At 67.2% G+C, this 25,492-nt stretch carries 25 protein-coding genes; 14 read left to right on the top strand and 11 right to left on the bottom strand.

Annotated elements, in window-relative coordinates; translation table 11 throughout:
- Positions 1 to 14 precede the first annotated feature (14 nt).
- Positions 15 to 1,001 (bottom strand): sugar ABC transporter substrate-binding protein, encoded by a 987-nt coding sequence (locus tag JSQ98_RS06275; RefSeq protein ID WP_090150901.1) that lies wholly within the window; start codon positions 999 to 1,001, stop codon positions 15 to 17.
- A 252-nt stretch (positions 1,002 to 1,253) separates the two neighbouring features.
- Here JSQ98_RS06275 and JSQ98_RS06270 point away from each other — a divergent pair, with 252 nt between their 5' ends.
- A complete protein-coding gene (locus tag JSQ98_RS06270) occupies positions 1,254 to 2,387 on the top strand; it encodes a class II histone deacetylase (RefSeq protein ID WP_090150898.1) in 1,134 nt (377 codons plus the stop codon).
- Between the two features lie 57 nt (positions 2,388 to 2,444).
- On the opposite strand, the gene JSQ98_RS06265 is transcribed toward JSQ98_RS06270, so the two are convergent.
- Together JSQ98_RS06265 and xseA are read right to left on the bottom strand one after the other, a co-directional pair.
- Complete coding sequence (locus JSQ98_RS06265) at positions 2,445 to 2,966, bottom strand: Lrp/AsnC family transcriptional regulator (RefSeq protein ID WP_090150895.1); 522 nt, start codon at positions 2,964 to 2,966, stop codon at positions 2,445 to 2,447.
- A gap of 51 nt (positions 2,967 to 3,017) precedes the next feature.
- A complete protein-coding gene (gene xseA, locus JSQ98_RS06260) occupies positions 3,018 to 4,253 on the bottom strand; it encodes an exodeoxyribonuclease VII large subunit (RefSeq protein WP_090150890.1) in 1,236 nt (411 codons plus the stop codon).
- A 134-nt stretch (positions 4,254 to 4,387) separates the two neighbouring features.
- On the opposite strand from xseA, the gene JSQ98_RS06255 reads away from it, so the two are divergent.
- Positions 4,388 to 5,419: a 4-hydroxy-3-methylbut-2-enyl diphosphate reductase gene (locus tag JSQ98_RS06255; protein WP_200331899.1), complete on the top strand. Its 1,032-nt coding sequence runs from the start codon at positions 4,388 to 4,390 to the stop codon at positions 5,417 to 5,419.
- Between the two features lie 48 nt (positions 5,420 to 5,467).
- Here the strand turns inward: JSQ98_RS06255 and JSQ98_RS06250 are convergent, their stop codons facing one another.
- Both JSQ98_RS06250 and fbaA read right to left on the bottom strand, forming a co-directional pair.
- Positions 5,468 to 6,232, bottom strand: a complete 765-nt coding sequence (locus JSQ98_RS06250; protein WP_211648837.1) for a DUF6264 family protein — start codon at positions 6,230 to 6,232, stop codon at positions 5,468 to 5,470.
- Positions 6,232 to 7,260 carry a class II fructose-bisphosphate aldolase gene (fbaA, locus tag JSQ98_RS06245; protein ID WP_211648836.1) on the bottom strand — a complete coding sequence of 343 codons (1,029 nt, stop codon included), beginning with the start codon at positions 7,258 to 7,260 and terminating at the stop codon, positions 6,232 to 6,234. Before fbaA ends, JSQ98_RS06250 begins: the two co-directional genes overlap by 1 nt.
- A 64-nt stretch (positions 7,261 to 7,324) precedes the next feature.
- Between fbaA and glpX the strand changes: the two genes are divergently transcribed.
- Complete coding sequence (gene glpX, locus JSQ98_RS06240; RefSeq protein ID WP_090150878.1) at positions 7,325 to 8,308, top strand: class II fructose-bisphosphatase; 984 nt, start codon at positions 7,325 to 7,327, stop codon at positions 8,306 to 8,308.
- 75 nt (positions 8,309 to 8,383) lie between these two features.
- On the opposite strand, the gene JSQ98_RS06235 is transcribed toward glpX, so the two are convergent.
- The 3 genes from JSQ98_RS06235 to JSQ98_RS06225 all read right to left on the bottom strand — a co-directional run bounded on the left by JSQ98_RS06235 (position 8,384) and on the right by JSQ98_RS06225 (position 11,391).
- Positions 8,384 to 9,262 (bottom strand): HAD hydrolase family protein, encoded by an 879-nt coding sequence (locus tag JSQ98_RS06235; RefSeq protein ID WP_211648835.1) that lies wholly within the window; start codon positions 9,260 to 9,262, stop codon positions 8,384 to 8,386.
- A gap of 49 nt (positions 9,263 to 9,311) precedes the next feature.
- Positions 9,312 to 10,736: a DNA recombination protein RmuC gene (locus JSQ98_RS06230; RefSeq protein WP_211648833.1), complete on the bottom strand. Its 1,425-nt coding sequence runs from the start codon at positions 10,734 to 10,736 to the stop codon at positions 9,312 to 9,314.
- A 70-nt stretch (positions 10,737 to 10,806) separates the two neighbouring features.
- Positions 10,807 to 11,391 carry a 3'-5' exonuclease gene (locus JSQ98_RS06225; RefSeq protein ID WP_211648831.1) on the bottom strand — a complete coding sequence of 195 codons (585 nt, stop codon included), beginning with the start codon at positions 11,389 to 11,391 and terminating at the stop codon, positions 10,807 to 10,809.
- 144 nt (positions 11,392 to 11,535) lie between these two features.
- On the opposite strand from JSQ98_RS06225, the gene JSQ98_RS06220 reads away from it, so the two are divergent.
- Together JSQ98_RS06220 and ychF are read left to right on the top strand one after the other, a co-directional pair.
- Positions 11,536 to 11,895, top strand: coding sequence for a DUF2200 domain-containing protein (locus tag JSQ98_RS06220; protein ID WP_211648829.1), 360 nt, complete (start codon positions 11,536 to 11,538; stop codon positions 11,893 to 11,895).
- A 101-nt stretch (positions 11,896 to 11,996) separates the two neighbouring features.
- Positions 11,997 to 13,070, top strand: coding sequence for a redox-regulated ATPase YchF (gene ychF, locus JSQ98_RS06215; protein WP_211648827.1), 1,074 nt, complete (start codon positions 11,997 to 11,999; stop codon positions 13,068 to 13,070).
- Between the two features lie 673 nt (positions 13,071 to 13,743).
- On the opposite strand, the gene JSQ98_RS06210 is transcribed toward ychF, so the two are convergent.
- Positions 13,744 to 15,222, bottom strand: coding sequence for a peptide MFS transporter (locus JSQ98_RS06210; protein ID WP_090151397.1), 1,479 nt, complete (start codon positions 15,220 to 15,222; stop codon positions 13,744 to 13,746).
- A 141-nt stretch (positions 15,223 to 15,363) separates the two neighbouring features.
- On the opposite strand from JSQ98_RS06210, the gene JSQ98_RS06205 reads away from it, so the two are divergent.
- On the top strand, positions 15,364 to 15,597 hold the full coding sequence (locus tag JSQ98_RS06205) for a DUF4287 domain-containing protein (RefSeq protein ID WP_428833611.1): 234 nt from the start codon (positions 15,364 to 15,366) through the stop codon (positions 15,595 to 15,597).
- Between the two features lie 76 nt (positions 15,598 to 15,673).
- Positions 15,674 to 16,426 carry a GTP pyrophosphokinase gene (locus tag JSQ98_RS06200; RefSeq protein ID WP_090150807.1) on the top strand — a complete coding sequence of 251 codons (753 nt, stop codon included), beginning with the start codon at positions 15,674 to 15,676 and terminating at the stop codon, positions 16,424 to 16,426.
- 53 nt (positions 16,427 to 16,479) lie between these two features.
- Here the strand turns inward: JSQ98_RS06200 and JSQ98_RS06195 are convergent, their stop codons facing one another.
- A complete protein-coding gene (locus tag JSQ98_RS06195) occupies positions 16,480 to 17,718 on the bottom strand; it encodes a multidrug effflux MFS transporter (protein WP_211648825.1) in 1,239 nt (412 codons plus the stop codon).
- Positions 17,719 to 17,769: 51 nt separating this feature from the next.
- Between JSQ98_RS06195 and JSQ98_RS06190 the strand changes: the two genes are divergently transcribed.
- The 4 genes from JSQ98_RS06190 to JSQ98_RS06175 are packed head-to-tail and all read left to right on the top strand — an operon-like array spanning position 17,770 to position 20,731.
- Positions 17,770 to 18,225 (top strand): MarR family winged helix-turn-helix transcriptional regulator, encoded by a 456-nt coding sequence (locus JSQ98_RS06190; protein WP_090150801.1) that lies wholly within the window; start codon positions 17,770 to 17,772, stop codon positions 18,223 to 18,225.
- 47 nt (positions 18,226 to 18,272) lie between these two features.
- A complete protein-coding gene (locus JSQ98_RS06185) occupies positions 18,273 to 19,064 on the top strand; it encodes a phosphotransferase (protein WP_211648823.1) in 792 nt (263 codons plus the stop codon).
- Positions 19,061 to 19,996: a homocysteine S-methyltransferase family protein gene (locus JSQ98_RS06180; protein WP_211648822.1), complete on the top strand. Its 936-nt coding sequence runs from the start codon at positions 19,061 to 19,063 to the stop codon at positions 19,994 to 19,996. Before JSQ98_RS06185 ends, JSQ98_RS06180 begins: the two co-directional genes overlap by 4 nt.
- Positions 19,997 to 20,005: 9 nt before the next feature.
- Positions 20,006 to 20,731 carry a hypothetical protein gene (locus tag JSQ98_RS06175; RefSeq protein ID WP_346728725.1) on the top strand — a complete coding sequence of 242 codons (726 nt, stop codon included), beginning with the start codon at positions 20,006 to 20,008 and terminating at the stop codon, positions 20,729 to 20,731.
- A gap of 29 nt (positions 20,732 to 20,760) precedes the next feature.
- Here the strand turns inward: JSQ98_RS06175 and JSQ98_RS06170 are convergent, their stop codons facing one another.
- The gene (locus JSQ98_RS06170; protein ID WP_211648821.1) at positions 20,761 to 21,552 is read right to left on the bottom strand and encodes a CPBP family intramembrane glutamic endopeptidase; all 792 of its coding nucleotides are present in this window, start codon (positions 21,550 to 21,552) and stop codon (positions 20,761 to 20,763) included.
- A gap of 238 nt (positions 21,553 to 21,790) precedes the next feature.
- On the opposite strand from JSQ98_RS06170, the gene JSQ98_RS06165 reads away from it, so the two are divergent.
- The 3 genes from JSQ98_RS06165 to JSQ98_RS06155 all read left to right on the top strand — a co-directional run bounded on the left by JSQ98_RS06165 (position 21,791) and on the right by JSQ98_RS06155 (position 25,482).
- Complete coding sequence (locus JSQ98_RS06165) at positions 21,791 to 23,401, top strand: peptide ABC transporter substrate-binding protein (RefSeq protein WP_211648820.1); 1,611 nt, start codon at positions 21,791 to 21,793, stop codon at positions 23,399 to 23,401.
- Between the two features lie 178 nt (positions 23,402 to 23,579).
- Complete coding sequence (locus JSQ98_RS06160) at positions 23,580 to 24,506, top strand: ABC transporter permease (protein WP_090150790.1); 927 nt, start codon at positions 23,580 to 23,582, stop codon at positions 24,504 to 24,506.
- A complete protein-coding gene (locus tag JSQ98_RS06155) occupies positions 24,499 to 25,482 on the top strand; it encodes an ABC transporter permease (protein WP_090150788.1) in 984 nt (327 codons plus the stop codon). Before JSQ98_RS06160 ends, JSQ98_RS06155 begins: the two co-directional genes overlap by 8 nt.
- The last annotated feature ends 10 nt before the right edge of the window (positions 25,483 to 25,492 follow it).

Here is a 25,492-nt window from a genome sequence, read left to right as displayed (position 1 = left end):
CCCCGATGGGAGTACTACTGGTTCGCGAGCAGGAAGTCCTCTGCGTTCTCGCTCGTGACCTCCGTGACCGGAACGGACTGATCCTCCACGGGTTCGCCCTCCGCCGCGTCGACGAGCATCTGCGCGTTCGCTTCGGCGAGCTGTCGTGCCGGGGCGATGTACGCGTACCGCCAGAACGAATCCGGCTCCATGATGACCTCGAGTTCGGCGTCCGTCGCATCGAGGTTGAGCAGGAGCATGCTGTCGTCGGTGGGCGAGACCCCCGAGTCGGTGAGCGCCTGGTATGCCCCGAGCGCCGGGTCGTTGGCGATGGCGAGCCAGACCTTCGTGTCGGGTGCCGCGTTGAGCTGATTCTGCACGGCGGCGTACCCGTCGTCGAGGCTCAGCACCTTGTGCTCGGTGATGTCGAGATTGAGATCGGCCGCGTCGAGGGCGTCGAGCATGCCCTGGCCGCGGAGCCGCCCGAGATCGGTGTCGGGCCAGCCGAGGAAGGCGACGTCGACTTTCTCGTCGCCGTAGGTCTCCGCGATCCATTCAGCGGCCTTCTCGCCGGCCTTCTTGCCATCGGCCTCGTGATCGAGGGTGACGGCCGCCGTCACGCCATCCCACGTGCTGCCGTAGCCGAGGATCGGGATGCCGGCGTCGGTCGCCTGCGTCGTGACTGCGACCATCGCGTCCGACTGCACGGGGTACCCCATGATCGCCTTGATGTCGCCTCGGACGAGCCACGACTCCCAATCCTGCACCTGTGTCTGGGCATTCCACTTGGGGTCGTCGGTCACGAATTCGTAGCCGGCGTCGGTCACGATCGTCTCCATGAAGGGGAGCATGTCGTTCCAGATCTGGATGTCGAGACCGGCGAAGCTCATCGCGACGGCGCCCTTCGCCTCGGACCCGGATGACGCGTCGCCTCCGGTGCTGTCTGAAGTGCATCCGCTCAGTGCGAGCGCTGCGGCAGCCGCGAGTGCGACGCCGCCGGATAGTGCACGGGTGCGTTTCATGAGTTGACTCCTTCGTCGGGGTGCTCGGAGGGCACCGGCGCCCTCCGTTGTCGAGCCGACCCTGGCCCGCAGCGTCACTATGACAACACGTTCGAATCCCTAAAGTCAACGGGAAGAGTGTTTCATTTATGTTTCGACATTCAAATGGTGCATTTGTTTGTGGATCGTGAATTCTTGAGGCTATGGTGGGGGCCATCGGGACGCAGCGCCATCGGGCGCGGATCGCCGAGCGAAGCTGGAAGGACAACCGCAATGGAGCGCAGGACCGGATACGTCTGGCACGAACGATACGCATGGCACGACACCGGCACGCACGCCGGCATCTACCCCTCCGGGGGATACGTGCAGCCGTACCAGAACTTCGAGAGCCCGGAGTCGAAGGCTCGGTTCGCCGGCCTCGTCGAGGTGTCGGGCCTGCTGGAATCGCTCGTGCGGATCCCTGCGCGCGAAGTCGATGCGGCGGATCTGCTGCGCGTGCACACTCCGGAGCACGTGGAGCGCATCCGAACGCAATCCGAGCAGGCCGGGGGAGACGCCGGCGACGGGTTCTCCCCGTTCGGTCGCGGAGGGTACGATCTGGCGCGCCTCGCGGCAGGCGGCACGCTGGTCGCGGCGGAGGCGGTGCTCGACGGCGTCGTCGACAACGCGTACGCGCTGGTGCGCCCTCCCGGCCATCATGCGGAACCGGACCAGGGGCGGGGATACTGCCTGTTCGCGAATGTGCCGGTGGCCATCGAGGCGCTGCGGGCCGCGGGGAAGGTGCAGCGGGTGGCGATCTTCGACTACGACGTGCATCACGGCAACGGTGCGCAGAAGATCTACTGGGATGATCCGAATGTGCTCACGATCTCGGTGCATCAGGATCGCCTGTTCCCGGTCGACAGCGGATTGGTCGACGAGCAGGGCGCTGGCGCGGGCGCGGGAACGAACATCAATGTGCCGCTGCCGGCGGGTTCCGGCGACGGCGCCTACTGGTCGGTCGTCGACGAGGTCGCCCGACCGGCGATCATCGCGTTCCAGCCCGATCTCATCCTCGTATCGAGCGGATTCGACCCGTCGGCGTTCGACCCCCTCGGGCGCATGAGCGTGACCTCGGAAGGCTTCCGCGGGATCGCCGAGCGGTTGCTCGCGATCGCCGATGAGGCGTGCGGCGGGAGGATCGTCTTCTCCCACGAGGGCGGCTACTCGGCAGTGCACGTCCCGTTCTGCGGCATCGCGGTGCTCGAAGTGCTGAGCGGTGTGCGCACGGGCGTCGAGGATCCGTTCGCGCTCTCGGTGGGGGGATCGCCGACCCGTGCACTCGCAGACTGGCAGACAGCCGTGATCGAACAGTCCGCGTCACTCGCGCGCGCGCTCGGACTCGTGGTCGATCGAGAGGCCGACTGACCGGGCCGGCGCCTTCGGCCGGATCGATTCGCGCACCGGCGATCGATCCGGTCGGCCTCAGCGCCCGTTCCGCAGCGGGAAGATCGGGCGATGGGTGTGCACCGAGTCGTAGAGGAACGTCTCGATGTGCGATACCCCGCGGATCTCCCGGATCTGCCGGTTGATGAGCGTGAAGAGCTCGCCGGGCGACGTCGCGTAGACCTCGACGAGGATGCTGAACCTGCCGGAGCCGAGCACGACGTAGCGAACGCCCTCGAAGGCCGCGATGCGATCGGCTACGGCGTCGATGTCGCCCGACACCTCGATCTGCAGGCTCGCGATACTGCTGAGCCCGACTGCATTCGGGCTCGTCACTCCGATCACGCGCACGACTCCGCGCTCCTGCAGCCGCTTCACGCGGGCGCGAGCGCCGCCCGGCGTGAGCCCCACCTCGTTCGCGAGGTCGGAGTAGCTCATCCGGCCGTCGCGCTCGAGCAGCACGATGAGCTGCTCGTCGAGCTCGTCGAGCACTCCGAACGGCTCGTGGGGCTCGGCCGAGTGGGCTCCATCGTCGGTCCCGGGCTTGCGCGCTTTCGCCATGACATGCAGTATCGCACGCTGAGGCTGGCGGGGATCGTGCTCCTGGTGCTCCTAGCGCTCCATCGCCTCGACGTCGAGGGCGCCACCGGCGAGCGAGAGTCGGATCGGAGCGCCAGCGACCGCTTCCGCGGGGTCGCGGAGCACGGACCCGGCAGCCCCCGAGTCGTCGATGACCTGCGCGATCGCGTAACCGCGCTCGAGCGTCGCCCGAGGAGAGAGAGCGGCGAGTCGTCCGCGCACGTCGGCGAGCGAGCGCGAGCGGTCCTCGATCGCGCGGTCGGCGAGTTCCGTGCCGCGAGCGATCCACCGGACGAGCTCCTCGGCGCGCTCGTCGATCAACCGGTCCGGCGCCGCGAGAACGGGACGGCCGCGCAACTGCGCAATGCGATCCGTCTCGTGCGCGAGCAGCTGCCCGAGCCGCGTGGTGAGGCGGGCGCGGGCCTGATCGAGGCCGGCGAGCTCCTCGCCGACGTCGGGCACGATCCGCTTCGCAGCATCCGTCGGCGTCGATGCGCGCAGATCGGCGACCTCGTCGAGCAACGGGCGATCCGCCTCGTGGCCGATGGCACTCACGATCGGGGTCGTCGCCGCGCTCGCCGCACGGATCACGCGCTCGTCGCTGAATGGCAGCAGATTCTGGAAGTCGCCGCCGCCGCGAGCGACGACGATCACTTCGATCTCGGGATCCCGGTCGAGCGCCTCGATGCCTGCGGTGACCTCGCCGGCCGCGCGATCCCCCTGGACTGCGGCGTAGTGGATCGTGAACTGCACGCCCGGCCAGCGGAGCGTCGCGTTGCGGATGACATCTTTCTCCGCGTCGGAATCGCGCCCGGTCACCAGCCCGATGCGGCCGGGGAGGAACGGGAGGCGGCGCTTGCGGTCGGCGTCGAACAGGCCCTCGGCCTGCAGCTGCCGGCGCAGACGCTCGAGCCGTTCGAGGAGCTCGCCGATGCCGACGTGGGAGATGTCGAAGACCTGCACCGTGAGCGAGCCGCCCTTGACCCAGAAATTCGGCTTCACGAGGGCGACGACCCGGTCGCCGGGCGAGAACTCGCTCGACAAGCGCTGCGCGACCGAGCGCCAGACGGTGAAACTGATCGTCGCATCCTGGTGGAGGTCGCGCAGCTTGCCGTACACGTGACCGCCGCGCAGCTGCCACTGCGTGATCTCCCCCTCGATCCAGACCTGGCCGAGCCGGTCGATCCAGGCGGCGATCTTCTCGCTCATCTCTGCGACGGGCCAGGGGGCCTCCCTCGTCGCGGGACCGGTGGATGGTGCGTCTGCCATGGCACCAGCCTAGTTGTCGGTGCCGGCCGCCTCCCCGGCGGAGACGCGCAGGCGGCGGCGGTAGAATCTGCCTCATGAACGACACCCAGGTGCGAGACCAGCGCACGATCGGGGCGCCCGTGGTGACGCTCGCGATGCCGCGCATGCGTCGGCAGGCCGGGCGGTTGCGCGATCGGCCCGTGCTGGGCGAGAAGAAGGTCATTCTCGCGGCGCCGCGCGGATACTGCGCTGGGGTGGATCGCGCGGTCGTGGCGGTCGAGAAGGCCCTCGTGCGCTACGGGGCGCCCGTCTACGTGCGCAAGCAGATCGTGCACAACGTGCACGTGGTGAACACGCTCGAGAAGATGGGCGCCGTCTTCGTCGAGGAAGTGGACGAGGTGCCGGAGGGAGCGCACGTCGTCTTCTCCGCGCACGGCGTCTCTCCTGCGGTGGTGAACGAGGCTGCCGACCGTGGTCTGCACGCGATCGACGCCACCTGCCCGCTGGTGACGAAGGTGCACCGCGAGGCGGTGCGCTTCGCGAAGCAGGATCTCGAGATCCTGCTCATCGGCCACGACGGCCACGAGGAGGTCGAGGGCACGGCGGGAGAAGCGCCAGACCGCATCACGATCGTGAACTCGCCCGACGACGTCGACGCGCTCGAGGTGCGGGATCCCGATCGGCTCGTATGGCTCTCGCAGACGACGCTCTCGGTGGACGAGACGATGGAGACGGTACGCCGCCTGCGCGAACGATTCCCGAACCTGCAGGACCCGCCGAGCGATGACATCTGTTATGCGACGCAGAACCGTCAGGTCGCGGTCAAGCAGATCGCGCCTCAGGCGGACCTCGTGCTCGTCGTCGGGTCGGAGAACTCGTCGAATTCAGTGCGGCTCAAAGAGGTGGCGCTGGAATACGGCGCGCGCGCCGCGTACCGCGTGGACTTCGCGAGCGAGGTTCGCCAGGAATGGCTCGACGGGGTGCGGACCGTCGGTGTGACGAGCGGCGCATCGGTGCCGGAGGTGCTCGTGCAGGAGCTGCTCGACGACCTCGCCGATGCGGGATACCGCGACGTCGAAGCCGCCGTGACTGCGGAGGAGGACCTCGTGTTCTCGCTTCCCAAGGAGCTGCGCCAGGACGCGGCGGGCAACCGCGATGCCCGCGCGCTCGGCGGACGCGTGCGCTGAGCACGACTGCGGGAGCGCCCGATGCTCGATCGGGCGCTCCCGGTCACGCTACGGCTGGCTCATCTCCGCGAGCGAGTCGAGCAGCTTCTGCATCGCGTTCGGGTCGGAGGCGGCGGTCATCAGCTCCGGGACGTTGACGAGCACGACGGTCGACACGATGATCGTGCCGATCACGACGATCGCTCCGGCGGTGAGCGGCACCCAGAAGGCGAGCTTGCGCGCGCGCATGCGCTGGATCGAGAAGATGAGACTCACTGCGAAGATCGCGAAGATCGCGATCGCCGTCACGGTGCCGACGGTGCCGATCCACGACGGGACCGTGAAGTCCTCGAGCTCGAACGCCGACGCCATCAGGGAGAAGCTCGCCGGAAGGCCCATCATCGAGGCCGCGAAGTTCAGCGAGCCGAACATGCCGAGCACGAGCAGGATGATCGTGATGACGCGATCCGCGGTACGAGGCTTCTGCTGCGGGGCGCCGCTCGAGTACATCGGGGCCTGCTGCTGCGGAGCCGGGTCGCCGCCAGACTGCGGTGCTGGAGCGCGGTACGGCTCGGGGTCGCGGGTCCCCGATGCGGGCGGTGCGGGAGGCACAGGCGCGACCGCTCCCGCCCCGTCGCCTCGAGCGCCCAGGTTGTGCGGTACGCCCGTCACCGGAGTGCCCGCGGGGTTGCGCGTGGGCGACGCCTCATTCGGGCGTGCGTCGTCGCTCGTCTCCGGCTTCCACTCCCACCCCTCCGGGGCCAGTTCACCGTAGGCCGGGCGCGGGCGATCTGCCGGGCGCGCCTGCGGCGCTTCGTCGCGAGGGAGTGACACTACGCGCTCACCGACTTCCCTGCGGAGCCGAGCTGCTTCGCGGCGACGGCGACGCGCGCCGCCATCGCGGACTCCGTCACCTTGCCCCAGGCGCGCGGATCGTACTGCTTCTTGTTGCCGACCTCGCCGTCGATCTTGAGCACGCCGTCGTAGTTCTTGAAGAGGTAGTCGGCGAGGGCGCGCGTGAAGGCGTACTGCGTGTCCGTGTCGATGTTCATCTTGATGACGCCGTTGCGCACGGCCTCCGCGATCTCCTCGGCGGACGAGCCGGACCCGCCGTGGAAGACGAGATCCAGCGGCTTCTCGCCGACGCCGTACTTCGCCTGCAGACCCTGCTGGATCTCGGCGAGCAGCTCTGGGCGCAGCGAGACCCCGCCCGGCTTGTACACGCCGTGCACGTTGCCGAAGGTGAGCGCGGTGAGGTAGCGGCCCTGATCGCCGAGGCCGAGGGCCTCGACGGTGGCCACCGCGTCGTCGAGGGTCGTGTAGAGCTGGTCGTTGATCTCGTGGCTGACGCCGTCTTCTTCACCGCCGACGACGCCGATCTCCACCTCGAGAACCACGTTCATCGCGGAGAGGCGGGGGAGCAGTTCGCGTGCGATCTCGAGGTTCTCAGGCAGCGGAACGGCCGAGCCGTCCCACATGTGCGACTGGAAGTAGGGCAGCCCGCCCTCGGCGACGCGCGCCTCGCTCGCAGCGACGAGCGGCAGGAGGAAGTCGTCGAGTGCGTTCTTCGGGCAGTGGTCGGTGTGCAGCGCCACCGTGACGTCGTAGGCCTTCGCGACCTCTTCCGCGTACTTGGCGAACGCGATCGCGCCGCCCGCGCGGTTCTTCACCGTGTGCCCCGCGAGATAGTCGGAGCCCCCCGTCGTCACCTGGATGATTCCATCCGACCCCGCTTCGGCGAAGCCCTGCAGGGCGGCGTTGAGGGTCTGCGAGCTCGAGACGTTGACCGCGGGGAACGCGAACGCTCCGGTCTTCGCGGTGTCGAGCATGGCGGCGTACTGTTCCGGTGTTGCAACGGGCATGTGCGCTCCTTGACTTCGTAGGGGTCCGCTTCGTCGCACCAGTCTACGCGGTAGGGTTGCAGCTATGACTGAACCTGTTTCGCTGGGCGAATGGCAGCCCGACCGCAACCTCGCAATGGAGCTCGTGCGCGCTACTGAGGCGGCCGCGATGCGTTCGACACCGTGGATCGGACGCGGCGACAAACTCGCGGCTGACGGCGCTGCGGTCGACGCGATGCGTCGTTTCCTGTCGACGGTGAACATGCGCGGCACCGTCGTCATCGGCGAAGGCGAGAAGGACGACGCTCCCTGGTTGTACAACGGCGAGGTCGTGGGCAACGGCGAAGGCGCCGAGTGCGATGTCGCGGTCGACCCGATCGACGGCACCCGTCTCACTGCAGAGGGCCGCCCGGGCGCGCTCTCGGTGATCGCGGTCGCCGATCGCGGCAGCATGTACGATCCGTCGGCGGTCTTCTACATGGACAAGCTGGTGTGCGGCCCCGTCGGCGTCGGCGTCGTCGACATCCGCCGACCCATCGGTGAGAACATCCGCGCGCTGGCCCGCGCGAAGCAGGTCGACGTGTCCGACATTCGCGTGGCGGTGCTGGATCGGCCGCGCCACGAGCAGCTCATCGCCGACATCCGCGCGGCCGGTGCCGGTACCCGCCTGCTCATGGACGGAGACGTCGCCGGTGGCGTGAACGCCGCCCGTTGGGATTCGAACATCGATCTCTGCGTCGGCATCGGCGGCACGCCAGAGGGCATCATCACGGCGTGCGCGGTGAAGGCGCTCGGCGGCGTCATTCAGGGGCGACTCTGGCCGAAGGATGATGAGGAGCGCCAGCGCGCGATCGATGCTGGCCACGACCTCGATCGCGTGCTCGAGGCGAACGATCTCGTCGCGAGCGACAACTGCTACTTCGTCGCAACCGGTATCACGGATGCCGAGTTCGTCGACGGGGTCAAGCGCAACGGCCCGTTCGTGCGCGCCGAGAGCATCGTCATGCGTGCGCACTCCGGCACCATCCGCCACGTCACGAGCGATATGGATCCTAACCGCTGGTCGTGATCGGGTGACCTCGAAGGGTCCGGGTGCAGCGCGCCCGGACCCTTCGACGTTTCGCCACGGCGCCTGCGTGCGGAGTCAGATCTCGAACGGTGCGTCGGTGGGGAAGTGCTTGCGCAGACTGAGTCCCACGCCCTCCTCATCGTTCGAGAGTGTGCGTTCGACGTGCGGTGCGACGGTCAGCGTCGAGTCTGCGTTGCCCATGAGCACGCCGATGCCGGCGGCGTCGAGCATGGGCACGTCGGCCTCGGTGTCGCCGAAGGCGATGACCTCGTGCAGGTCGAGGCCGAGGTGGGCGGTCAGTGATGTCAGTGCGGTGTGCTTGCGCGATGCGGTGACTTCGAGCACGCGGGCGGAGAAGTGCGCGAATGCGTCCGGCAGTTCGCGGTCGATCGCCGCCTTGATCGGTGCGAGGGCGTCGGCGTCGCCACGGAACATGACTTTGAAGACCGGGTCCGCCGGGATGGCCGGGGGCGTGCCGTCTCCGATCGTATTCGGCCAGATCGAGGTGTTGCGCGCTTCACGCAGACCCCAGAATCCCATGTCGCTGACGTGCCACTCCGCCGCGGTGTAGAGCCCGACGTGAACGTCGGCTCCGGCGGCCGCTTCGAGCATGCGCGCGACATCTTGACGCTCGAACGGATGCTCTTCGAGCACGACGAGCCGCTCGCCTTCACGCACTCGTATCGTGCCCCCGCCGAACGCGATGTGCGACGCCGGCACCCCGAGCTTGCGCTCGATGATCATGGAGGCGGCGATGGCGCGCGCCGTGACGATCACGAGCTGCGCCCCGGTCGCGACCACCCGCGCGATCTCGTCCCGTGTGAACGGCGTGATCTGCTTCGCGCTGTTCGTGAGCGTGCCATCGATGTCGATGGCGAGCAAACGGGGAGTCACCGAGGCATCGGCGCGCGGCGGGCTGGGAAACGGGGTGCGCGGGTGCGCGTCGGATGCCATGGTCATACGCTAACGCAACCGCCCGTCTGCATCTGGCGCACTGGAATGCTCACTCGTCGTCCCACAGGCTGCGCGTGGCTGATTCGGGATCTGCGCTCGGTACGAGATCGTCGATCGCCTCAGCCGCACTTCCGGCGGGCTCCAGTGTCTCCACTGCGCGCAATCGTTTTTCGACGGCGCGCGTGCGGCGCCCCGCCTCACTCACCGTGTTCTGCGCAGTGGCGAGCTGCTTGCCGAGTTTCTCCCAGACCTGGCCGTACTTCTGGAATTCGCCCTTGGCCGCGCTCAGCACCTGCCACACCTCGGAGCTGCGGCGCTCGATCGCGAGGGTGCGGAATCCCAATTGCAGGCTGTTGAGCAGCGACATCAGCACGGTTGGCCCGGCCACGGTGACCTGGAATTCGGACTGGAGCCTGCTGGTGAGACCGGGGCGTCGTATGACCTCGGCGAACAGGCCCTCCGTCGGCAGGTACATGATGCCGAAGTCCGTCGTGTGCGGCGGCTCGAGGTACTTGTCGCGGATGAGCTTCGCCTGCGTGATGATCACGCGCTCGACGACCTTGCTCGCGGCCTCAACCTCGACGCGATCGCCGCGCTCCTGCGCTTCGAGGAGGCGCTCGTAATCCTCCTGCGGGAACTTTGAGTCGATCGGCAGCCAGACGGTCTCGTGATCTTCGCCGCGTCCGGGCAGTTTGACGGCGAACTCGACGCGCTCGGCAGAGCTCGGGCGCACGGCCACGTTCTCCGCGTACTGCTCGGGCGTCAGCATGTCTTCGAGCTGACGCGCGAGCTGCACCTCCCCCCAGCTGCCGCGATTCTTCACGTTGGTCAGCACGCGCTTCAGCCCTCCGACATCGGAGGCGAGCGTCTGCATCTCGCCGAGCCCTTTCTGCACCTGTTCGAGTCGATCGCTCACCAGCTTGAACGATTCGCCGAGTCGGCGTTCCAGCGTTCCCTGCAGCTTCTCGTCGACGGTCTCCCGCATCTTCTCGAGCTTCGCCTCGTTTCCCTGCCGAAGCTTCTCGAGTTCCTCTCGCAGTACCTGCTGCAGTTCCGCCTGCTTCGCCACGTGCACCTCGCCGAGGGTCTGCACGCGCCGCGCGTTCTCGTCGAGCGACGCCTTCAGGCGCTGCTGCAACTGCTCGCCGACGGCGACGCGCACTTGTTCGAGCTTCGCGTCGTTGGCCTCTCTGAGGTCGTCGAAGCGCGCTTCGACGCTCGATCGCAGTGCGTTCTGCGAGGAGAGCGCCGCCTGCGCTCCGGCGTGCACGCGATCAGTGATGGCGGAGAGGGATTGCCCGAGCTCGTTGCGCTGCGCGGAAAGATCCTGGCGGATCTCGCCGGAGACGCCGCGGAGATCGGCGCCGGGAGTCGACGCCGCCCCGCCCCGCCCCGTGCGTATGAGCACGGTGACGAGCACGGCGATGAGGAGCAGCAGGTTCAAGCTGAGGAGCGTGACGGTCAGAGTGTTCATGTTCTCCCGGGTTTCTGGATCGAACGTGCGTTGCCCTCACGCTGCCGCATACCGCCGACATTCGCGCGCATCACAGCTTCAGGGGGATCGCCTTCAGCTGCTGAATGCGCACCCCGGTCTGCTTCGCGAGCGCTGCGACCGAGTCGACGGCGTGCCGGCGCGCGGCGTCCGAGATGATCGCGGCGCACGCCTCGGCGTCCGCCAGCGCGTCGTGATGCGCGAATTCGCCGTAGCCGGCGGCCGCCGCCGAAAGCGGGAGCCGGTGCGATGGGATCTCGTACGTCTTGCGCGATATCTGCACGCTGCAGAGGTATTTCAGGCGAGGGGTAGGAGTCACGGTCTCTGCGCATGCCGCACGGATCACGCCCATGTCGAAGCTCGCATTATGGGCGACCGTCACGTCGTCTCCGATGAACTCCCGGAGGTCGGCCAGCTGCCCGGCCCAGTCGCGGGAGTCCGCGACCATCGCCGGCGTGATCCCGTGGATTCGGATGTTGAAGGGGAGAAAGGCCTCGTGGCCGGAAGGCGGACGGATCAGCCAGTGCACGCGATCCACCACCTCGCCTGCGCGCACTCGCACAAGGCCGACGGAGCATGCTGACGAGGGGTGGCTGTTCGCGGTCTCAAAATCGATGGCGGTGAAGTCGACGGGCACGGTTCAACTCTGTCACACGCCCCTGACACTCTCGGGCGCGGCCCAGCAGGGCGAGCCCGGACCCGCGAGGCGCGGCGCTCAGTGCGAGAATGGGAGCGTCAGCGCGTCGGATCATCAGAGCATCAGTCGAACCGGAGGCATCCCATGGCCGAGCACCGCATCTACTCGACGAGTTTCGCGAGCGTCTACGTGCACTACGTCGCCAAAGCTGAGCGCAAGGGGCACACGCGAGGCGAGGTCGATCAGGTCATCGGCTGGCTCACGGGCTACGACGCGGACGATCTCGAACGCATCGTCGCCGACGAGACGGACTTCCGCACGTTCTTCGCCGAGGCGCCGCGCATGAATCCGAACGCGAGTCTGATCACCGGTCTGATCTGCGGCATCCGCGTCGAGGAGATCGAGGATCCGCTGATGCAGCAGATCCGCTACATGGACAAGCTCGTCGACGAAGTGGCTCGCGGCAAGAAGATGACCTCCATTCTGCGTGGCACTCCTGCCTGAGGCTTTCGCCTTGCCGCCGCACCGCCGAGGTTGTCATCGGCACCGGCGCCGGCACCGGCACCGTCGCTCAGGGCGGCCAGAGCCGCGTAGACTCGTCTCCCGTGGCTCTAACTATCGGCATCGTAGGTCTTCCCAACGTCGGCAAATCGACCCTGTTCAATGCGTTGACGCAGAACGACGCGCTCGCGGCGAATTATCCGTTCGCGACGATCGAACCGAACATCGGCGTCGTGAACCTGCCCGACCGTCGGCTCGACGCGCTGGCCGAGATCTTCGGCTCGGAGCGCATCCTCCCGGCTCCGGTCAGCTTCGTGGACATCGCCGGCATCGTGCGCGGCGCGAGCGAGGGCGAAGGGCTCGGCAACCAGTTCCTCGCGAACATCCGCGAAGCCGATGCGATCGCCCAGGTCGTGCGCGGATTCTCCGATCCCGACGTGATTCACGTCGATGGCGCAGTGAATCCCGCGAGCGATATGGAGACGATCAACACCGAACTCATCATCGCCGATCTCCAGACCGTCGAGAAGGCGCTCGTGCGCTTCGAGAAAGAGCTGAAGAACAAGAAGATCGATCCCTCGGTCGTCGAGACGGCGAAGGCGGCTCAGGCCGCGCTGAACGAGGGCAAGGTGCTGTCGCAGGCCGGCCTCGATCTCGAGCCGATCAAGGAGCTCGGCCTCCTCACCGCGAAGCCGTTCCTCTACGTCTTCAACGTCGACGAGTCGGTGCTGCAGGATCAGGCGCAGCTCGACCAGCTGGCATCCCTCGTCGCGCCGGCGCACGCCATCTTCCTGGACGCGAAGATCGAGAGCGAACTCATCGAGCTGGACGCCGAGGACGCGGCCGAGCTGCTCGCCTCGATCGGTCAGGAGGAGAGCGGCCTCGACCAGCTCGCGCGCGTCGGCTTCGAGACGCTGGGGCTGCAGACCTACCTGACGGCTGGACCCAAGGAAGCCCGTGCCTGGACGATCAAGCGAGGCGCCACGGCGCCGCAGGCGGCCGGCGCGATCCACACCGACTTCGAGAAGGGCTTCATCAAGGGCGAGATCATCTCGTTCGAGGACCTCGTCGAGGCCGGTTCGGTCGCAGAGGCCCGCGCCAAGGGCAAGGCGCGCATGGAGGGCAAGGACTACGTCATGCAGGACGGCGACGTCTGCGAGTGGCGCTTCAACGTCTGAAAATCCGCAGGTCAGACCGTGCTTTTGACAGTATCACGGCTTCTGCTTCTCCCTGATTTCGACATGGACAGTGGTGGTTATGGGGCGTTTTGTTTCCTGTGTCACCGCGCTCTTCTTCCCCAAGGACAGCGACGGACCGCGGGAGAACGCATCGGCGGGACGGCAGCTACTGAAGAGGACGTTGTCCCGAAGTGGTTGATGCACAGGTATAACCTCGGCAACGCGTCTGCTGCACTGCCGAACCGTCAGCTTCGGGGATACGGACGGCGAAAGGTGCCTTGTTGCTTCGACTGTAACCAGCGAATGTCGGCGAAGCTCGAGCAGCCAGTGGCTACTGCTGTAGCGGCTGGGTGGAAGCTGTTCGGAAGTTAGAGCCGGGCACTTTGCTTATGTGGCTTGCGAAGCTCTACTACGGCACGAAATTCTACGAGACGCGATTCCGTCAATCGTTTACACCGTCCCAGAGTTCGCGTTAACGTTAACAAATTCGGTCGACTCCGAGTTAATAACGACCACGTTCGAACCGATCTCAGATGACGAGATCCGTCTCGCTCTCGCGCCCCTTGATGCGGCGGAGCCCGCGCAGCGGTGAGCGGTCAGTTCGGCGCGCGATCCATCAGCTTCGTGCACGCAGGTGACCGCCCAGGCGGCAACCGCGGGCGGGCGCGGCGACTCAGCGAACGCCGCGCATGAGGCGCAGGATCGGCGCCTTCACGGTCGCGAGCACGATGCCGACGGCGATCGACGCCAGTCCGATGGTCAGGAAGTACGGCACTTCGTCGTCCGTCGAGTACAGGCCGGACAGGGCGCCGGCGGCCGCCGACCCCAGCGCGATCGAGAGGAAGTGGAGCGCGACCATCTGGGAGTGGAACGCGTGGGGCGAGAGCTTCGTCGCCAGCGACTGGCCCACCGGGGAGATGCAGAGCTCCGCGAAGGTGAAGAGGAGCAGGATGAGCACGATGGCGTAGAAGGGCACCGAGCCGTCCGCTCCGCCGGAGAACGGGATGAACGTGAGGAACGCGAGCCCCATGATCATCGTGCCGAGTGCGAACTTGATCGGCGTGCTGGGCTGGCGCTCGCCGAGCTTCGTCCACATGGCCGCGAAGACGCCAGCGAAGATGATGATGAAGACCGGGTTGATCGAGGTGACGACGCTCGGGGGAAGCTCGAAGCCGAAGAGATTGCGGTCGAGTCGCTGATCGGAGTAGATCGCGAGCACGGTGAACTGCTGCTGGAACAGCGTCCAGAACACCGCGGAGGCGATGAAGAGCGGGATGTAGGAGAGGACCCGGCTTCGCTCGTCCGACGTGACCCGCGCACTCGCGCCGATCACCGAGAAGAGGCCGATCGCCGCGACGATAGTGAGCGCGACGACGATGATCGAGAGATTCTCGGCGCGCAGCAGGCCGAGCAGCGCCGCGACGGTGATGATGGCGATCGCCGCGACGAGGATCACGATCCACCGCAGGCGCTCGGGCCGCGTCAACGGATTGGTGGGGCGGGCGCCAGATTCGGTGACCGTGTGCCGACGCAGCAGCACGTACTGCAACAGGCCGAGCGCCATCCCGAGAGCCGCGAGGCCGAAGCCCCAGTGGAAGCCCTTCCAGCCCCAGACGAGGCTGGTGAGGAGCGGGCCGATGAAGCCGCCGATGTTGACGCCCATGTAGTAGATCGAGAACGCGGCGTCGCGCCGCACGTCGTTCGGCTCGTAGAGGTCGCCGAGCACCGTCGACGTCGTCGTCTTGAGAGACCCCGCGCCGAGCGCCACGCTGACGAGCCCGACACCGAGCCCGACGACGCCGGGGAAGACGGCGAGGGCGATGTGCCCGAACATGATGATGACCGCTGCGCTCACCAGAGTCTTCTCGGCGCCGAGCACGCGGTCGGCGACCCAGCCGCCCAGGACGGACGAGAGGTAGACGAGTCCTCCGTACGCCCCGACGATGGACGTCGCGGCGGCCTCGGACATGCCGAGGCCGCCTTCCGAGAGGGAGTAGTAGATGTAGAACGCGAGCAATCCCTGCATGCCGTAGAAGCTGAACCGCTCCCACATCTCGACGCCCGCGAGGTTCGCGAGGCCCCACGGGTGCCCGAAGAAGCCGCGATCCTGTCGGGCAGCGGCCGTGTCCACCGTGCGCTTCTGCTCGGTCATGATGTCCCCCCACGCTCCGCGGTCGAGCCGCGGGCGGTTGTCGTCGTGCAGTGCAGACATCAGCATAATGCCGACTGTTCGCTTCGATTGCCCGCCGTGCTAGCGTGGCCGTGCGGCAACCCATCGGGGTGGAGCCGCACGATGGCACTCGCGGAGGAGGCGTCCATGTCGGAGCAGGTCACCGGCCCGAAATCGTATTTCCCGTCGATCGAGCAGAAGTACGGGCTCAGCATCGATGCGTGGTTCGAACGGCTGCGACCGCTCGCCGGGCAGAAGCACATGGAGCAGGTCGCGTTCTTGAAGGAACAGGGCATGGGGCATGGACACGCCAACGCGCTCGTGCACGTGTTTCGCGCGGAGCACGACGGTGCGTGACGACGGTGCTGCGCTGCACCGCCCGACGCGATCGATCTGTCAGGTCGTTCGAGCAGCCGAGAGGTAGCCTGAATCCATGAGTAATCCGACGGCCTCTGCGCACGACGAGAACGCGCACGAAGACCCCGCTGACGATCAGATCACGATCTCGCCGAGTGCACTCCGAACGCTCGGCGATCAGATGCAGCGCTTCATGCTCGAGTACCGTTTCGCAATGGAGGAAGTCGAGACCAAGCTCGCGATTCTGCGCGAAGAGTTCCTCCACATGCACGAGTACAACCCGATCGAGCACGTCTCGAGCCGGGTGAAATCCGTCGAGAGCCTGGTGGCGAAGCTCGAGCGGCGCGGCATCGGCACCGATTTCGATGTGATTCGAACCGAGATCTACGACATCGCCGGAGTGCGCGTCACCTGCGCCTTCATCCGCGATGTCTACCAGCTCTTCGATCTGCTCACGCAGCAGGATGACATCACGGTGCTCGAGGTCGAGGACTACATCGAGACTCCGAAATCGAACGGATACAAGAGCCTCCACACGATCATCTCGGTTCCGGTCTACCTGTCGACGGGTCGCGTGGACGTTCCTGTCGAGGTGCAGTTCCGCACCATCGCGATGGATTTCTGGGCGAGCCTCGAGCACAAGATCTATTACAAGTACGAACGACAGGTGCCCGACACGCTGATCCGCGAGCTCAAGCACGCCGCCGAGACGGCAGCTGAGCTCGATACCCGTATGGAGCGGTTGCACGTGCAGATGCACGGCGAGCCCCCGCTGCACACGGCGCCGCTCGAGCTTCGCGCGGTGCGCGACCGCATCCACCGCGTCTGAAACGCCGAGCGCGCGCCCGTCGAAAGGTCGTGGCGCGCGCTCGGCGATCCGGCTCAGGAGGGTGTCGGACGCTCGCGTCCGCTGGCGAACGCGATGAGCGCGACCGCGGCGGCGGCGACCATGATGACCGCGAGGGGCAGTGCGCTGCGCTCGCCGGCGATGCTGACGAACGGTGAGACGGCGGCGGCGAAGCCGAACTGCAGCGCGCCGAGCAGCGCGGAAGCCGTACCTGCAGCACCGGGTACCGCCGACAGCGCGAGTGCCGTGACGTTGCCCATCACGAATCCGAGCGAGCCGACCACGACGAAGACGGCGGCGGCGACGACCCAGGGAGACGTCCCGAGGAGTGCGGCGCCGAGCATGACGAGTGAACCGACTGCGACGCCGGAGAGTCCGATAGCCGCGAGCGCGCGCGGGCCGACACGGGCGACGAGGCGGGCGGAGACGGCGCTCGTCACCACGAGTGCGAGCGCATTGAGGCCGAAGAGCAGCCCGTACTGCAGCTCGTTCGCGCCGAGCATCGACTGGTAGAGGAAGGGCGACGCCGAGATGTACGCCATCATCACGGTGAACGCTGCAGCGAAGGCGATGGTGTGGCCGAGGTACTGCCGAGAGATCAGTCGTCGTGCGGGCGAGCCCTGTGCGCGGCGAGCTTCGGCCAGCTGCGCACGTCGGTCGGCCGGCAGGGTCTCGCGCACGCCCCAGATGACGGCGACGAGCGTGCCGAGTGCGATCACGAGCAGCACAGCGAGCACTCCGCGCCAGCCGAGCGGGTCGGCGAGCACGCCGCCGACCAGCGGTGCGATGACGGGCGCGATGCCGCTGACGATCATCATGAGGCTCATCGCACGCGCCGCAACGGCGCCGGTGGCGAGGTCGGAGATGATGGCGCGCCCGAGCACCATGCCCGCGGCGCCAGAGACCCCCTGCAGCACGCGCGCCGCGACGAGTACGCCGAGGTTCGGTGCGAACACCGCGGCGGCGCTCGAAGCGATGAGCACGATCGTGCCGATCAGCAGCGGGACGCGTCGGCCGTACCGGTCGGAGAGCGGGCCGAACACGAGCTGCCCGATCATGATGCCGACGAGAAAGCCGGTCAGTGTCAGCTGAACGCCGGTCGCGCTCGTGCCGAGTTCGCTCGCGATCGCGGGAAACGCTGGGAGGTAGAGGTCGATGCCGAACGGGGCGACCGCGGCGAGGAGACCGAGCACGAGGAGCAGGGCGGGGCCGAGGGCGTCGCTTCGGGAGACCTCGGTCTGCAGAGCTTGGACGGAGGGGGGTGCGCTGGACATAACTAGTTATCTTACTATAAATATCTCGGGCAGGTGGCCTACGATGATCCTATGCACGATGCCGCGCCTGGAGACGACGCCTCAATCGCCGACCTGGCCGCCGCGGTCGTGGCCCTCGCGAGGGAGATCGAGTCTCGGCACGAGCACGCCGATTACATTCCATTGACGCAGACCGAGCGACTCGTGCTGGGCACCCTCGATCGCCACGGCGAGTCGGCGCCCGGCGCGCTCGCCGAACGTCTCGGCATGCAGCGATCCAATCTGAGCACCGCGCTTCGCGGACTCGAGGCGAAGGCCCTCGTGGCGCGCCGCCGCTCGAGCCCCGACGGCCGCGGCGTACTCGTGAGCTCCACTCCGCTCGCTGCGGAGAATCTGTCTCGACTCCGTGCGCGCTGGGCTGAAGTGCTCGAAGCGGTGACTCCGGAGGAGCTCGACGTCGCGAGCGTCGCCGACTCGCTCCATGAGATGACGCAGGCACTGATCGAGCAGCGGCGGTCACGGTCGTGAGCTCGGTGCACGCCCGAGAGGACGCGGATTCCGGTACGGTGTGACGCATGGAGCGCGAGCATCTTCCGGGCGGGTCCGGCGGCGTCTGGCGCGTGCAGCAGGCGGACGGCGCGACACGCGTCCATCGCCCCACGGGTCCTTGGACGCCCGCGGTCCACGCGCTGCTCGCCCATCTCGACGAGCAGGGCCTCGACGGCATCCCGCGCGTGCACGGCATCGACGAGGACGGCCAGGAGATCCTCGATTACCTGCCCGGCCGCACGCTCGACCCGGAGCGCGACAGCGTCGACGACGCGGCGTTCGTCGAGGCGGCGAGCTGGTTGCGTCGATTCCACGACGCCGTGCGCCGCTTCTCACCGGGAGCACTCGAGTGGCGGCAAGGCGTGCAGCGCCTCGAACCCGGCCAGGTCATCTGCCACAACGATCCTGGGCTGTACAACTGGGTGGTTCTGGACGACGGATTCGCCGGCATGATCGACTGGGATCGCGCGGGGCCCGGCGATCCGCTCGACGACCTCGCTTTCATGTGCTGGTCGGGCGTGCCGCTCCTGCGCGAGATCGATGCCGCCGATGCGGCGAGACGGCTCGAGCGTGCGGCGAGCGCCTACGGCGGAGTGACGGCGCGCGAGCTCTTGACCGCGGTGGAGGCTCGGATGTCGCTCATTTCCGAGCGGTGGCGAGCGGGGATTGAGCGCGGCGACCCGGGTACCCTCGCGCTGAGGGATGCGGGCATCATGGATCGCCATCACTCGCGTGTGGCCGGGTTCTTGCGGCGTCGTGCCGCGATCATGGATGCGTTGAGGGGCGACGCACCGCTGGAATCAGAGGAGGCATCATGACCATCACCGTGACCGACGGCGGCATCGAGACAGCGCTCACGGATCGGCTCGGGCAGGAGCTGCCCGAGTTCGCGGCGTTCGTGCTGCTCGACTCCGCAGCGGGCAGGACCGCGCTGCACGAGTACTACGCGCCGTTCCTGGCGGTCGCCCGCGAACACGACCTCTCGTTGGTGCTCGACACCCCGACCTGGCGGGCGAACGCGGATTGGGGCCGGCGTCTCGGGTACGGCGCCGACGACCTGGCTCGCGTGAACGCCGACGCCGTCGCGCTCGTGCGCGAGCTCGACGAGGGGGATCCGCAGCCCGCGCCCGAGATCATCGTGAACGGTTGCGTCGGGCCCCGCTTCGACGACTACGTCGCAGGGGAACGGATGAGCGCGGCCGAGGCGGAGGAGTATCACGCGCCTCAGGTGCGCGCCCTTGCAGAGGCGGGCGCCGACCGTGTGACCTCCGTGACCACGCTCGACGCGGCGGAGGGCATCGGCGTCGTGCGTGCCGCCGCAGCTTCCCGCATCCCGGTCTTCGTGTCCTTCATCGTGGGGGCGAGCGGGCGGCTCGCCAACGGCAGTTCCATCACCGAGGCGATCTCGGAGGTGGATCGCGCGACCGATGCGGCGCCCGAGGGGTACCTGATCAACTGCGCGCATCCGAGCGAGGTCGCCACCGGAATCGCGAGGGACGCCGGTGCTGCCGAGCTCGACCGCATCGTCGGGTTCCGGTTGAACGCCGCGGCCTCGGGCGACGACGGCGCAGGTGATGAGCCGCGCGCTTTCGCCGAGGCGGAGCTCGCCCTGCGAGACCTTCTCCCGCTCGCCGCCGTGTTCGGCGGCTGCTGCGGCACCGACGCGCCGCACATCGCCGCGGTGGCCGAGCGTGCGCAGCGCGACGGGGCTGCCGACGATGCGAACGAGGCTCCCATCAGACGCAGTTAGGCTGTCGGCGTGAGTAAAGATCCATTCGAGGAACTCTTCGGACCAGCAGACGCCGAGCCGCCGGCTGAGACGCGACCCGTTCCGCCGGCGGAGCCGCAGCCCGTTCCGGCGCGCGACCGTCTCTCGTACGAGCAGGCGGAGCGCGTGCGCACGGCGCAGTTGTCGACGGAGCCGCGAAGCGAGGGGACGCGCGCCGCGCCCAAGGCGCTGCCCTGGATCGTCGTCGGCGCGGTCGCCGTCATCGCGATCATCGTCTGCATCGTCCTCGTGAACCTGGCACGTGGGGGGTCGGATGACGGGAATGCCTCGAACCAGGAGCCGACCACAACGGCCGCTCCGAGCGCGACACCGTCGCCGTCGAGCGGCGCCGATGACGCGGATGCCGACGACGACGCCGAGGACACCGACCCGGATGAGGTCCCCGCGGTCGAGGTCGGACCGACCACGCCGCTCGACATCCCGGCGTGGGGCGTCACCTCGCAGCTCAGTCTGAAGTTCGGCATGACGAGCTACTCGATTCCCGACAATGTGAATCTGCAGCTGAGCAGCCCGCTGATCAATTCGCTGCCGGAGGAATGCGCGGCCATGCGCACCCAGTGGGGGATCACGCAGGGGGCCGACGGCACCTACTCCGTATTGAAGCCCGCGGAGCGGTGCGAGGCAGCGCCCGAGCTGTACGACGAGCTCTGGGGCTTGACCGACGCCTTCGCGAAGAGCATCACCCCCGCCGGCTGACGGGGAGGGCGGAGCGAACCGGTCGGCGCTCACCCTGCCGGCGCGCTAAAGAGCGCTGGCCAGAGGGCGACCGCGAGCGGGTAGCCTGCGAAGCTTGCGATATCGAGCGCCCAGTGCGCGACCACGAGGGGGAGGGCGCGGCCCCATCGCTGGTACACCCAGCCGAAGACGACGCCCATGATCACGTTGCCGATGAAGCCGCCGAAGCCCTGATACAGGTGATAGCTGCCGCGCAAGAGCGCACTGATGACGATCGTCGCCCAGGGCCCGACGCCGAGGCGCTTGAGTCGTTCGAAGAGGTAGGCGACGACGATGAGTTCCTCTCCGAGCGCCGCGCGCAGGGCCTGGAGTACGAGTACCGGCACCGTCCACCACGCGGCGTCGAGCGCGGTCGGCACCACGGTCGTGTTGATGCCGATCGCTTTGGCGAAGAGGTAGAACGCGATTCCCGGTATGCCGATCGCGGCGGCGAGCAGCACGCCTCCGCCCGCTTCTCTGCCCCACCACGCCCGCCCCGCGTCGAGCGGGCGACCGAGCCCGAGCCGTGAGAGATGCGGGCGCGTGCTCGACCAGAGCAGGTAGACGACCAGTGCGACGGGAGCCAGCCCGAAGGCGAACGAGAGCAGCTGGGAGATCAGGTCGAAGACCGGCCGGTCGGAGAGCGGACGGTTGATCGTCGCGGTCTGCTGCGACAGGGCCGTCTCGCGGGTGAGCCGCTCGACGATGGAGACGATCGCGTACACGGCGGATGCACCGAACGACAGCGCGAGCACGATGGCGATCTCCCAGCGGAGGCGAGCGCGCAGCGCGGCTGAAGTCATGGCGACAGCGTATCGCCGGACTCTCAGGAAAGTGTCGAGTGCCCACAGTGCCCGGGAGGCTCGGGTGGGATCTTTCTCCGAGAACCACAGATCTCTGTTACGAAGGCGTTACGCTGGGCCGAATTGCACGCATCCGGTCTGACAGGTCTGTAGGCTGTTTTCGTACTATCGAATCTGTCGGGTGCGACCGAACGCGAGTTCTGTCGGCATGCCGGGGGACATTTCAAGGAGGAAACCAGTGAAGCGATCACGGATCGGCTACACGTTCATCGCCCTGGCCGCAGCAGGCGCGCTCGCGCTTTCGGGCTGCTCGTCGAACGGTGGCGAAGGCGGCGGCGACGCGGGCTCGGGCGGCGGCATCATCACCGTCAACAACACCGAGCCGCAGAAGGGGCTCGTACCCGCCGACACGACTGAGGTCGGCGGCGGCAAGGTCGTGGACGCGCTGTGGGAGGGCCTGGTGTACTACGACATCGACGGCAAGACCCAGATGGGCGTCGCAGAGTCGATCGACTCGGACGACAACACCACGTGGACCATCACGCTCCGCGAAGACGCGGTGTTCTCCGATGGCACCCCGGTCATGGCGAAGAACTTCGTCGACGCCTGGAACTACGCGGCCAACGTCGACAACGCGATGGGCAACCAGTACTTCTTCAGCACGATCGAGGGCTTCAGCGAGACCGAGCCGGTCGAGGAGATGTCGGGCCTCAAGATCGTCGACGACTACACCTTCACCGTGAAGGCCACCCCCGATTTCCCGGATCGCCTGGGCTACTCGGCGTACTACCCGCTTCCCGACGTCGCATTCGAAGACATGGAGGCGTTCGGCCAGAACCCGATCGGCAACGGGCTGTACCAGATGGACGGCGAGGGTGCATGGAAGCACAACGAGTCCATCAGCCTGGTGAAGAACGAGAGCTACGTCGGCCCCCGCGAGGTCGCGAACGACGGCGTCGAGTTCAAGATCTACGCCTCGCTCGACGCGGCGTACACCGATCTGCTCGGAAACAACCTCGACGTGCTCGATCAGATTCCCGACACGTCGTTCGCCGTTTTCCAGGATGAGCTCGGCGACCGGGCGATCAACCAGGCCGGCGCCCTGACGACGACGCTCGCGATCTCCGAGAACCTCGAGCACTTCTCGGGCGAAGAGGGCAAGCTGCGCCGTGCTGCGCTGTCGATGGCGCTCGACCGCGAAGAGATCATCGATGTGATCTTCGAGGGAACGAACGTGCCGGCGAAGGACTTCACCTCTCCCGTGGTCGACGGCTACGCCGAGGATCTCGAAGGCGCCGAGAAGCTCGAATTCAACGCCGACGAGGCGAAGAAGCTCTGGGCCGAAGCAGACGCCATGAGCCCGTTCGAGGGAACGCTCGAGGTCGCGACCAACTCAGACGGCCCCCACCAGGTGTGGGTCGAAGCGGTCGCCAACCAGTGGGCCAACAACCTCGACATCGAGGCCGCCCCGAAGCTCTACCCGACCTTCCAGGCGTTCCTCGACGACCGTGAAGCCGACGTCGTCGGCGGTCCCTTCCGCGCCGGCTGGCAGGGCGACTACCCGGGTGCCTACAACTACCTGCAGCCGCTCTACTACACCGGCGCGAGCTCGAACCACGGCTTCTACGCGAACCCCGAGTTCGACGCGCTGCTCGACGAGGCCGCCGCTGAGAGCGACCACGACGCGCGCATCGAGAAGCTGAACGATGCGCAGGAGATGCTGCTCGAAGACATGCCGTCGATTCCGCTGTGGTACCAGGGCACCACCGGTGGCCACAGCGAGGGCGTCGACAACGTCGCCTTCGGCTGGAACTCCGTGCCGCTGTTCAACGAGATCACCAAGAACTGATCGAGTTCCTTCAGGCCCCGAACACCGGTTCGGGGCCTGAACCTCGTTCGGGCGGCATCACCGCTCGAGCGACACCATTTCCGACGCGGCAGGGACACTGGCGTCCCGACGACGTTTCGCGCCACGATTGCGAGAGAAAACGCACGATGTCTACGACCAGTGAACGGGGGAGCGGCGCATGCTGAGATACATCCTCTTCCGAGTTCTCCAGGTGATCCCAGTCCTTCTGGGCACCACATTCCTCATCTACTTCATGGTGTTCGCCATGCCCGGCGACCCGGTCGCCGCGATGTTCGGCGACAAGGTGCCGAGCGACGCCGTGCTGGAGCGGCTCCGCGAGCAGTACAACCTCGACAAGCCGTTCTTCATCCAATATCTGCTGTACCTGCAGGGACTCTTCGTCGGCGACTTCGGCATCAGTTTCTCGGGCGAGCCGGTCTCCGAGATCCTGGCCCGCACGTTCCCCGTGACCATCAAGCTCGCGCTGATGGCCATTGCGATCTCGCTGGTGCTCGCGATCGTGATCGGGCTCTTCTCCGGTCTGCGCAAGGGGCGGTTCTTCGACAACATCAACCTCATCATCGGGCTGCTGTTCCTGAGCGTCCCGATCTTCGTGGTCGCCTTCATCGCGCAGTACGGCCTCGGGCTCAAGCTCGGGTGGTTCAATCCGACCGTCGGCGCTGGCGCACCACTGCAGGATCTGCTGCTGCCGGCGATCGTCTTGGGCGCCTCGCTCTACGCGACCAGCATGCGTCTCACCCGGGCATCCGTCATCGACACGCTGAATCAGGACTTCGTGCGCACGGCCTACGCCAAGGGGCTCAGCCGCGGGCGCGTCATCCCGGTGCACGTGCTCCGCAACTCGCTGATCCCGACGATCACCAATACGGCGACCGATTTCGGGACGCTGATGGTGGGCGCCACGGTCACCGAGGGCATCTTCAACGTGCCCGGCGTCGGCAACGTGCTCTTCAACGCCATCCTCAAGGGCGAGAACACGACCGTGGTGTCGTTCGTCACCGTGATGGTGCTGATCTACCTCGGCGTCAACCTCGCCGTCGACCTGCTGTACGCCGTACTCGATCCGAGGATCCGCTATGCCTGATGCACCCCGCTCCTCTCACGAATCGGCCGGCCGTGTGCGGCCGCCTATCACCCATTTCGTCGCGCCGATCGACGAGACTCCGGTCGTCGCCGTAGACGCGGTCCGCATCTCGGAGAAGAAGTCGACGCTGTGGCTCGACGCCTGGCGCGACATGCGCCGGCGTCCGATGTTCTGGATCTCCGCGGTGATCATCTTCGTCGTGGCCCTGATCTCGCTCTTCCCCGGCCTGTTCAGCCAGGCGGATCCGCGCGCGTGCGCGCTGACGTTCTCGAACGCCGGCCCCTCCGCCGGGCACCCGCTCGGGTACAACAAGCAGGGGTGCGACGTCTACTCGCGCATCATCCACGGCACGTCGACCTCGGTGTCCGTCGGCCTGCTCGTCATCACGATCACGTTCGTGGTCGGCACCGTCATGGGGGCGCTCGCCGGATTCTTCGGGGGCATGCTGGACACCGTGCTGTCGCGACTCGGCGACATCTTCTTCTCGATCCCGTACATCCTGGCCGCGGTCGTCGTCATGAGCGTGCTGTCGGACCACCGCAATCCGCTCGTCATCGCGCTCGCGATCGGCGGGTTCTCCTGGCCGATCACCGCGCGAATCGTCCGAAGCGAGATTCTTCGCGTGAAGAACGCCGATTTCGTCATGGCTTCGGAATCCCTCGGACTGTCGAGGTTCGCGACGCTCGTGCGGCACGTGCTGCCGAACGCGATCGCCCCGGCGATCGTCGTCACGACGCTCTCGCTCGCGTCCGCCATCGTCGCCGAGGCGACGCTGTCCTTCCTGGGCGTCGGGCTTCCGGCCGGTCAGTTCATCAGTTGGGGCAATGACATCAGCGCGGCTCAGCTCTCACTGCGAACGGATCCCATGCCGCTGATCTACCCGTCCCTGGCACTCACCATCACCGTTCTCGGATTCATCCTCCTCGGCGAATCGGTTCGGGATGCGCTTGACCCGAAGGCGAGAGCACGACGATGAACGAAGCACA

It is taken from the genome of Leucobacter manosquensis, from assembly GCF_018304845.1.
In the GTDB taxonomy this organism is placed as follows: Bacteria; Actinomycetota; Actinomycetes; order Actinomycetales; family Microbacteriaceae; genus Leucobacter; species Leucobacter alluvii.
This window is presented reverse-complemented; position numbering and strand designations above follow the sequence as displayed.